This window comes from Brunnivagina elsteri CCALA 953 (assembly GCF_002289455.1).
GTDB classification, from domain to species: domain Bacteria; phylum Cyanobacteriota; class Cyanobacteriia; order Cyanobacteriales; family Nostocaceae; genus Brunnivagina; species Brunnivagina elsteri.
This window is the reverse complement of record NZ_NTFS01000259.1, coordinates 1-9,550: the sequence shown is the minus strand read 5'-3', so window position 1 is coordinate 9,550 and position 9,550 is coordinate 1. Positions and strand designations below refer to the sequence as shown.

8 protein-coding genes and 1 pseudogene are annotated in these 9,550 nt (G+C 41.6%); 6 read left to right on the top strand and 3 right to left on the bottom strand.

What is annotated here, in order from left to right; translation table 11 throughout:
* A pseudogene (locus tag CK510_RS20210) lies at positions 1–353 on the bottom strand (AarF/ABC1/UbiB kinase family protein); the annotation flags it as partial.
* A 381-nt stretch (positions 354–734) separates the two neighbouring features.
* Positions 735–1,799: a mannose-1-phosphate guanylyltransferase gene (locus CK510_RS20205; RefSeq protein ID WP_095723412.1), complete on the bottom strand. Its 1,065-nt coding sequence runs from the start codon at positions 1,797–1,799 to the stop codon at positions 735–737.
* A 224-nt stretch (positions 1,800–2,023) separates the two neighbouring features.
* On the opposite strand from CK510_RS20205, the gene CK510_RS20200 reads away from it, so the two are divergent.
* From CK510_RS20200 to CK510_RS20185, 5 genes are all read left to right on the top strand, one after another.
* The gene (locus CK510_RS20200) at positions 2,024–3,472 is read left to right on the top strand and encodes an LCP family protein (protein WP_095723411.1); all 1,449 of its coding nucleotides are present in this window, start codon (positions 2,024–2,026) and stop codon (positions 3,470–3,472) included.
* A 71-nt stretch (positions 3,473–3,543) separates the two neighbouring features.
* Positions 3,544–3,666 carry a hypothetical protein gene (locus CK510_RS34045; RefSeq protein WP_281257061.1) on the top strand — a complete coding sequence of 41 codons (123 nt, stop codon included), beginning with the start codon at positions 3,544–3,546 and terminating at the stop codon, positions 3,664–3,666.
* Between the two features lie 36 nt (positions 3,667–3,702).
* Positions 3,703–4,209 carry a pentapeptide repeat-containing protein gene (locus CK510_RS20195; protein WP_095723410.1) on the top strand — a complete coding sequence of 169 codons (507 nt, stop codon included), beginning with the start codon at positions 3,703–3,705 and terminating at the stop codon, positions 4,207–4,209.
* 131 nt (positions 4,210–4,340) lie between these two features.
* Positions 4,341–5,963 (top strand): murein biosynthesis integral membrane protein MurJ, encoded by a 1,623-nt coding sequence (gene murJ / locus CK510_RS20190; protein ID WP_095723409.1) that lies wholly within the window; start codon positions 4,341–4,343, stop codon positions 5,961–5,963.
* Positions 5,964–5,997: 34 nt separating this feature from the next.
* Complete coding sequence (locus tag CK510_RS20185) at positions 5,998–6,300, top strand: hypothetical protein (RefSeq protein WP_342745987.1); 303 nt, start codon at positions 5,998–6,000, stop codon at positions 6,298–6,300.
* A gap of 127 nt (positions 6,301–6,427) precedes the next feature.
* Here the strand turns inward: CK510_RS20185 and patD are convergent, their stop codons facing one another.
* Complete coding sequence (patD, locus tag CK510_RS20180; protein WP_095723408.1) at positions 6,428–6,766, bottom strand: heterocyst frequency control protein PatD; 339 nt, start codon at positions 6,764–6,766, stop codon at positions 6,428–6,430.
* A 314-nt stretch (positions 6,767–7,080) separates the two neighbouring features.
* On the opposite strand from patD, the gene CK510_RS20175 reads away from it, so the two are divergent.
* Positions 7,081–9,357 (top strand): RelA/SpoT family protein, encoded by a 2,277-nt coding sequence (locus CK510_RS20175; RefSeq protein WP_095723407.1) that lies wholly within the window; start codon positions 7,081–7,083, stop codon positions 9,355–9,357.
* Positions 9,358–9,550 lie beyond the last annotated feature (193 nt).

The following is a 9,550-nucleotide window of genomic DNA, read 5'->3' as shown; positions in this document are numbered from 1 at the left end:
GCTACGGGAACAGGGTTCAAGTATTTACATGTTTCTTCCAGGGGACGTTTTAATTGTTTGCGAATCAAAACCTCAACTTCCGACCAATCAACCGGGGGAACCTCATCTTGGAGAGTTGACAATTCCTCAATGTAAGCACTACTAAGAATATCCGGACGGGTGGAGAGTAGTTGACCGAGTTTAATATAAACAGGTCCCAGGTCGATAAAAATCTTTTTAAGAACTGCTGGAGTTGGTAACTGGGGGTCTTCTGGTTTCCCACCTGTCAACAATTTTCGCATATAACCCCAACCATTACGGAAGAGGACTTCAATAATTTCGCGTTGACGGGGAACCGTTTGGGTGAGGAACATGAAGTAGAGATGACCCGGTGGGTCGTCTATATTGGTGGATATTATTCGATATTATTGGATATTATTGGATATCTATTTTAGATATTTATCTTAGATATTTATTTGAGCAGAGACGAAGAAAGTGAGTCGTCTCTACAAGAATGGGAAATTAAGAATAAAAATAAGTCCAATGTAATTGTTTGTTTATAGTCGTGCCTTGGTCAATTAGTCTAGTTATACTAGAGATATGTAATTTTCTCCTCTGTCGAGAGTTTTATTTCAGGTTATTGGCTGAGGCTGAGTAAAGACGAGTAATAAACTAATTAGGGCTAGCATAAGCTAGGAAAGCTAATCTTTCATCTTGATTAAACTCAGCACACAGCAATTTTAACTCAGCACCAGCTACAGTAACTCTTTAAATCTGGAATCGCCTTGAATAATTTTCAGAACTTCCTTAATTTCTTGGGTGCGGTCTTTTTTAACAACCAGGGTGACATTGCGATCGCGAACAATCACAACATCATCCATACCGATAGTAACAATTACATCATCTTCATTGCTGGCATAAACTATTGCCCCCTTTGTATCTAACCCTACATGGGTTCCCAGTTCGACATTTGGTGAATCTGCTGTTTTTAACAAACGTTCGATCGCATTCCAATCCCCCAAATCATCCCAACCAAATTCTACAGGTAAGACGTATGCTAAATCTGTCTTTTCCATGAGAGCGTAGTCTATACTTTTCTTAGGCAGTTGGGGGTAAATCCCAGCGCCATTTTGCTCCAGAGGTTCGATAATTTCCGGAGCATGAATACGCAGTTCTTTAAGAACAACACCCGCCCTAAAAACAAACATACCGCTGTTCCAGCTAAAGCGACCCGTAGATAAAAAAGTCTCCGCAGTCTCTCGATTAGGCTTTTCAGTAAAGCGGTTGACATGGTAAGCTGGCAAGTCGTTAAAGATACCCATCTTTTCACCTTGCTCGATATAGCCGTAGCCCGTAGAAGGGAACGTCGGCTTGATTCCCAGCGTCACGATCGCATCTGTGGTTGCTGCAAGTTGGGAAGCTGCGTTTAATGTATGTGCAAAAACCTTTTGGTCGGCAATCCAATGATCTGCTGGAAAAAAGCCAATAATTGCATCGTCTCCATAACGCTTCTGAATTTCTAAACTAGTCCAGGCAACAGCAGCAGCCGTATCCCTTCCCTGGAGTTCAACAAGTAAGTTATTTGATGGCAATTCAGGTAGCTGTTCCCGCACACCTTGTGCTATCAAACTAGAAGTAATTACCCACAAGTTATCCCAACCATTTGCTAAATCGAGCAGTCGGTCAGCAGTAGCTTGTAGGAGGCTTCTATCAGTACCATCGAGGCATAAAAATTGCTTCGGTCGGTTCAGACGGCTTAGGGGCCAAAAACGCTCACCTTTACCACCAGCAAGGATTACAGGAAAAAATACATTGCTCATATTGCCTAACAAACCTAATAAATTTAAAACATTATAAAGATTTTGCACGAAGCAAACTTCTTTAGTTTACTGCTAGCTTTACCAGTAGCAAGTTTTCTACCTTGCATTAACATTACCTGTAGGCAGAAATTCACAATTGTTACTGAGTAAACATGCATACTGAAAAAGTTTGCGAGGGTTATACCTGTTGAAGAAAGTGGTGTTGGTTGAGTGGGGAGATAATAGTGGTTAAACAAGTAGGACGACAAGAAGATTGGTTGGAAAATCAAGATTTACGGGTTAATTCTGAACAAACTCAGGATGGAACGACGGCAACGTACCCAGAAGATGTTTCCCGTAAATCCTATGGAACAGTGGGCTCTATCCCTAGTCAGCTTTATCAACGGTTGGGTTTACCTATACCACGCTGGTTGTTTTGGATACTGACAATTTCTGTCGGGGTGACACTATCGGGATTGATGGTATCGGCTCTAGCACTGTGGACTCCTTTATGGAGTACGGTTGATAGAAGCGATGAGGAATTGCAATGGTCGGGTAAAGAGGCAGAAAAAACCTTATTGCCTGCGGATGTATGGAGCAATATTTCTGAATATAAGCTTACCCGTCCAATGAATATTTTGGTGATGGGAATCGAACCCGTAGCAAATAGTATTGATGGTTCCCCAGAAAGTTTTTCGGGAAAAAGCGACACAATGCTATTAATTCGCCTAAATCCCGAAGAAAAAGCAATAAGGGTGTTGTCGATTCCCAGAGATACGATGATTGCAATTCCCGAAAAGGGATTAAATAAGGTTTCCGATGCCAATTCCCAAGGTGGTCCTGTTTTGGCTGCGCGGGTACTTAGCCGAACTTTAAATAATACTCCCATTGACCGCTATATTCGTATCTCACCTAGTGGTTTGCGCCAGTTAGTCGATCAATTAGGTGGGGTTGAGGTATTTGTCCCCCAATCGGCAGAAAATAAAGATGGTTCCCAGCAAAAGTCTACCAATTTAGTTAAAGGTTGGCAGAATTTGAATGGGCAACAAGCGGAGGAATTTGTCCGTTTTCAGGAGGTAAATGGCGGCGATTTACCCCGTGTACAGCGTCAGCAAGCTTTGTTGAAAGCTTTACGGGAAAGGCTTTTGAGTCCGACTGTGACTCCCAGATTGCCGCAGTTAATTCGCGTGATGCGAAAATACTTTGATACCAACCTGAAAGTTGAAGAAATGATGGCTCTTGTCAATTTTTCTTCTAATGTGGAGCGGGATAATTTCCAAATGACGATGTTACCGGGTGTTTTTAGCCGTTTAAGTGCTGACCCTAACAGTTATTGGATTGATTTAACCGGACAAGTTAAATTATTAAATGATTATACAGGTGTAACTATTGCGGGAATGCAACCCAAAGTGATTCCTTTAGGGAATTTGAAAATAGCTATACAAAATACTTCAGGGCAACCAGGATTAAGCGAAAAGATGCTGACTACCTTGAAACAGAAGGGTTTTGGCAAAGCGTATTTGGTTGCCAATGGCTCGGATATACAACGCGATACCCAAATTATCGTTCAGAAAGGCGATCGCACTTTGGGGGAACAGGTTCAAAAAGCTCTGGGTATCGGTCAAGTTGAGGTTGCTGCTACTGGAGAAATCGAATCTGATATTACAATCCGTCTTGGTAAGGATTGGAAGTAGGTTTATTTTTGGGACATTGGAATTGGGGGGTAGGAAGTAATTTCTACTCTCTATTTTTATGTCATTTTAATATGGGTTCTGGAATTTATGGAACCGCCAAGTCGCCAAGTCGCCAAGAAGAGAAGAAGAGAAGAAATAAAGCTGTGCGATCGCATATCGTGTATTTTTGTAAAACTTTACCTCGCACCATTTAAAATAGGTATTTGCGATGAGATTTGATACGAGAAGTTATGAAAATTATTTTACGTGGAATTGGTAGTTTGATTGGGATTTTGGCAGTTGCTTGTTTGTTGGTGATATTTAATACTAATTTTGCCTTGGCTCAAATTAATACTATTAATTACAATAATGCTAGTTTAGAAGGTCGTGATTTTTCCAATACTGATTTAAAGGGTGTAAATTTTGTGGCGGCGGAAATGCGAGGTACTAATTTCAAAAACGCCAATTTAACTAATACTATGTTCACTAAAGGGGTGATGTTGAAGGCAAACCTAGAAGGGGCAAACCTGACGGGAGCTTTAGTGGATCGGGTATCACTAGATGAAGCAAACCTGAGAAATACCAATTTTACGGGGGCAACGTTAACCCGGAGTCGTTTATTTGATGCTGATATTACTGGTGCTGATTTTACCGATGCAATCATTGACCGATATCAGGTGTCATTGATGTGCGATCGCGCTGATGGTGTGAATCCGGTTACTGGGGTATCAACTCGCGATAGTTTGGGATGTCGGTAGGAGGAAGAAGGCAGAAGGCAGAAAAATAAAATATTAGGACTGTTTGTGAAAATTAGCCTGACAGCGAACCATTTTTCAGGTTAAATGTTCAGAAGATACTCCCTGTCAGTAATTGTCGGATTACATACATTGTGACCAAAGAAGAATCAAAAGTTACTCGCTCCCTGGTAAGTATTGCCGGGATTGTCGCTGCTGCGACTTTAATTAGTAAGGTGATGGGTTTAGTGCGGCAATCAGCGATGGGTGCTGCATTTAGTACTGGTGCAGTGGCTGAGGCTTATAATTTTGCCTATGTGATTCCCGGATTTTTGCTGATTTTACTTGGTGGAGTTAATGGTCCATTTTATAGTGCGATCGTTAGCGTTTTGTCGAAGCGCAAAAAGGAAGAAGCTGCACCATTAGTTGAGACAATGACGACATTGGTTGGTGGAGTACTTTTAATTGTCTCGATATTACTGATATTTTTTGCCCCAACATTATTAGATTTAACCACACCAGGATTAAATCAACGGGCTGATGGTGCTGTGATTCGTGCGATCGCAGTTCAACAGCTACAAATTATGGCTCCAATGGCTCTGTTTTCGGGATTGATTGGGATTGGTTTTGGAACTCTCAATGTTGCTAACCAATTTTGGTTACCTTCGATTAGTCCATTACTTTCTAGCATTACTGTTGTAATTGCGATGGGGGTTCTTTGGGTACAACTGGGTAGTAATATTTTCTCTGCGAATAATGCCATGTATTGCGGTGCGGTATTGGCTGGGGGTACACTGGCAGGTGCGGTACTGCAATGGATTGTCCAGGTAATTGCCCAATCTCGCATTGGCATGGGTTCGTTTCGTCTCCGCTTCAATTTTAATGATCCTGGTGTACGGGAAATTATGAGTATTATGCTACCTGCGACTTTTTCGTCGGGTATGCTCTACATTAATTGGCAGGTAAATTCCATATTTGCTTCCTATATCGAAGGTGCTGCTCCAGCTTTAAATTACGCCAATTTGCTGGTACAAACTCCTTTGGGGGTAATTTCCAGTATTGTTTTAGTTCCCCTACTGCCCATATTCTCCCAACTGACTGAACCGAATAACTGGGGACAATTAAAGCAACGTATTCGCCAAGGATTGGTACTATCAGCGTTTACAATGTTGCCGTTAGGTGCGTTCATGATTGCCCTCTCCCAGCCAATTGTCCAGCTTGTATATAAGCGGGGTGCGTTCGACCAAAAAGCATCCGATTTGGTCGCGTCGCTGCTAATTGCCTACGGTGTGGGGATGTTTGGTTATCTGGCACGGGATGTGTTGGTGCGGGTATTTTATGCTTTGGGTGATGGGAATACACCTTTCCGTGTCAGCTTGTTTAATATTTTTCTGAATATTTTTCTCGATTTGATTTTTATTAAACCTTTTGGCGCTCCTGGTTTAGTATTAGCAACGGTGGGAGTTAATATTAGTTCCACATTAATGCTGATATTTCTACTCAATCGTCGGTTAAATGGATTACCTCTATTGGCATGGAGTTTCCCGATTATGGGGTTAACTGCGGCAAGTATTGCAGGTGGATTTTCTAGTTTTGCAGTGTTGCAAGTAGTCGAGAAATTTTTAGGGGAAGCAAAAAATCCATTAACTTTGTTGTTGGAATTTTCAATTTCCGGATTAGTAGGGTTAATAGTGTTTGGTGCGATCGCATCAATGATGAAGTTACCGGAAGTCGATAATTTTGTCGTGAAAATGCGGAAGAAATTTCTTAAAAAGTAGTTATTTATATCGATATGCAATTCCCAAATCCCAAGTGTCGGTTCGTGGTGCAGCATTGTTTGGTGGTGATTCAACAGCATTGATACCAACTGTAACTTTTGATGCTCCAATTGCGAAAAATACTAACGTTTATGTTGGTGGTGGTTATGCTTTCCAAACCAATGAAGGATATGCTAGCCAATTAGGTAATAAAAATGCTCCAGTTGTCACCTTAGGTGCAGAATCTCTAGCTAAAAATGTTGTAGTTTACAGTGATGCTAAGTGGGGTATTGACGCTTACAAAAATAGCTCTGCTGATGCTGTGAGCTTACAAACTGGTGTCGGTTATAGCTTCTAATTTAAGTTCAACTAATCACCTAATTGTAGTAGAGACGTGAGCGATCGCGTCTCTATTGCTGTTTGATAGAGGGGTTCTAATACGGTTCGGTTAAGGTTTTTTCGTCATAATTTTGGGCATGTATAGCCTATTCCCCATTCCCTAACACAGCTTCACAATATCTGATGAGAGTGGTAATGCGATCGCATATAGTTTTTAACCTAGTTTCAATAGTCGCAGGTTGACTAGCACCAGCCAAGAAACTGACATCAACCCCCAAAAGCCGCAGTTGCTTGCTGATTTCGGTGCGAAACATCTGTTCTCGCGACTCTTCGTTAGCCAAAGGCACAATCTCTTCTTGAAAAAATTGTTGTAATAATACTTGACGCTGCCGAATTTCAGCTACAGTTAATTGACTAGCAGCATCATGACGCAAATCTTGAAGTAACGCCGCAAATGTATGATATTTATCTTGATTTAGAGACATCCAATGGTTATTGAGATACTATTAGTGACAAGAAAATTTTTCTTCCACAATTATTTCCTTAATTTTCCCCCAGATTGGATGCCTCAAAAATTAATTTTGGGGCAGAATTTCTTATTTATCAGGTGGTAAAACTATGATCCCCGATTCTCATACTGAATAATTGACTTTTTAGCCCTAATAATATACCCGAAAAGCGTTCCTACTTGTTCTTAAAGGTAGAGACGCAACTCATTATATTTATCCATCATAAGGAAGCCATATCCCCCTGCTTCCAGCATCTATCCAAATCCACCAATTTCCGTAAACCCAATTGTATGAGTGGCTTGTTAGTTAATACCCCAGTCGATATTACCCTTCCGGATTGGCTTCAAGATTGTTTAAAAAAGAGCTTATCCGCATCAAACCCAGAATCAGAAGAAGCTCGAAGGACATGCGATACAGAGTTAATCTGTATTGCATTTAGATTTGCTTACGAATTGCACCAAGGACAATACCGCAAATCGGGGGAACCTTATATTTGCCATCCGGTTGCAGTCGCCGGTTTATTGCGCGACCTGGGGGGTAGTGCTGCTATGATAGCAGCTGGATTTCTTCATGATGTAGTAGAGGATACAGAAGTTACAATTGAGGAAATTGAACAGCGATTTGGTGCGGAAGTTCGATGTTTGGTTGAAGGTGTAACTAAGCTTTCAAAGATTAATTTTAAAAGTAAAACAGAGGGGCAAGCGGAAAACTTTCGACGCATGTTTTTGTCGATGGCAAAAGATATTCGTGTCATCGTTGTCAAATTAGCCGATCGCCTGCATAATATGCGGACAATGGAGGTAATGTCGGAAGAAAGCCGTAGACGTAATGCTTTAGAAACAAGGGATATATTTGCTCCCCTTGCCAACCGCTTAGGGATTTGGCGTTTTAAATGGGAATTAGAAGATTTAGCTTTTAAATATTTAGAACCAGATGCTTTCCGCGAAATTCAACAGCACGTTGCTGAGAAGCGTGTTGCCAGGGTTGATCGATTGAAGAAAGTTTCCGATGATTTGCGATCGCGTTTGGTAGAAGCGGGGATTCAATGTACTGATATTAGTGGTAGACCGAAGCATCTGTACAGTATTTATCAAAAGATGCAGCATCAAAATAAAGAATTTAATGAAATCTATGATTTAGCCGCATTACGAATTATTGTTAATACTAACGAAGAATGTTATCGAGCTTTAGCGGTGGTTCACGATGCCTTCCGTCCCATTCCCGGACGTTTTAAAGACTACATCGGTTTACCAAAACCTAACCGCTATCAATCTTTACATACAGGCATCATCAGTTCTTGGGGAAAACCTCTGGAAGTACAAATTCGCACGCTGGAAATGCATCGCATCGCTGAGTACGGGATTGCTGCACATTGGAAATATAAAGAAACTGGTGGTTCAACAGGTACTATCACCACATCCGATGAGAAGTTTACATGGTTACGACAGTTACTCGAATGGCAATATGACCTCAAAGATGCTCAAGAATACCTAGATAGCATCAAAAATAATCTGTTCGAGGATGATATTTACGTCTTTACCCCCAAAGGTGATGTCATCCCCTTAAATCCCGGTTCCACAAGCGTCGATTTTGCTTACCGTATCCATTCGGAAGTGGGAAACCATTGTGCGGGGGCAAGGGTAAATGGTAAGATGGTTCCGCTTTCGACAAGGTTACAAAACGGCGATATTGTCGTCATCATGACCCAAAAAAACAGCCATCCCAGCTTAGATTGGTTAAACTTTGTCGCCACATCCGCAGCAAAAAACAAAATTAAACAATGGTATAAGCGATCGCGACGGGAAGAAAACATTGCCCGTGGAAGGGAATTGTTAGAGAAGGAATTGGGTAAAAGTGGTTTGGAAGGTATTCTCAAATCTGAACCCATGCAAACAGTTGCCGAAAAGTGTAATTACCAGAATCCAGAAGATTTAGTCGCGGCTTTAGGTTACGGTGAAATCAACCTAAATTTAATCTTAAATCGCTGGCGAGAAATAGTTAAGGCACAAGAACTTAAGGGACAAGAACAAGCAGTAGTCGTTGCCATAACTAGCCTACCCCCATCCACACCCAAAGCCCGCGATATAGTGCCCCCATCGAGCCGTATCAGCGATTCCCCGATTGTTGGCATTGAAGGTATGCTGTATCACCTCGCTGGCTGTTGTACGCCGATACCTGGAGAACAAATCACTGGTGTGGTGACAAGAGGTCGAGGCATTACAATCCATCGTCAAGGTTGTGGTAACTTGGATAGCATTGATTGCGATCGCTTAATTCCCGTCCGATGGAATGGTGCAATTGAACAAAATGGTCGTCCGCAGACATACTCAATTAATGTGCAAATAGAAGCACTCGATCGAGTTGGTGTACTGAAAGATATTCTCTCAAGACTCAGCGACCAATGTATTAATGTGCGACATGCTAGCGTAAAAACGGCGACTAACCAGCCAGCCTTGATTGATTTGGGGATTGAAATTCGCGATAAGAGTCAGTTAGAGCATCTCTTTATCCAAATTAAGAAGATGAGCGACATTTTGAATATTCGTCGGGTTGGACAAGATGAATAGGAATCTAGGGAACCCCGAAAAATAAAATAAAACTACCCCCCTTAATCCCCCCTTGTTAAGGGGGGAAAATAAAAATCTAGTTACCTCCCCTTAACAAGGGGAGGGTTAGGGTGGGGTTCTTTTATTTGGGGCAATTCGACTACTTGTATGTACAGCGTAGCTTTAACAAGGGGAAAATAAAAATCTAGTTACC

Coding starts and splice junctions, on each gene's coding strand:
- CK510_RS20175 (WP_095723407.1), top strand. CDS start 7,081: ATGAGTGGCTTGTTAGTTAATACCCCAGTCGATATTACCCTTCCGGAT.
- CK510_RS20195 (WP_095723410.1), top strand. CDS start 3,703: ATGAAAATTATTTTACGTGGAATTGGTAGTTTGATTGGGATTTTGGCA.
- CK510_RS20205 (WP_095723412.1), bottom strand. CDS start 1,799: ATGAGCAATGTATTTTTTCCTGTAATCCTTGCTGGTGGTAAAGGTGAG.
- patD (WP_095723408.1), bottom strand. CDS start 6,766: ATGTCTCTAAATCAAGATAAATATCATACATTTGCGGCGTTACTTCAA.
- CK510_RS34045 (WP_281257061.1), top strand. CDS start 3,544: ATGGGTTCTGGAATTTATGGAACCGCCAAGTCGCCAAGTCGCCAAGAA.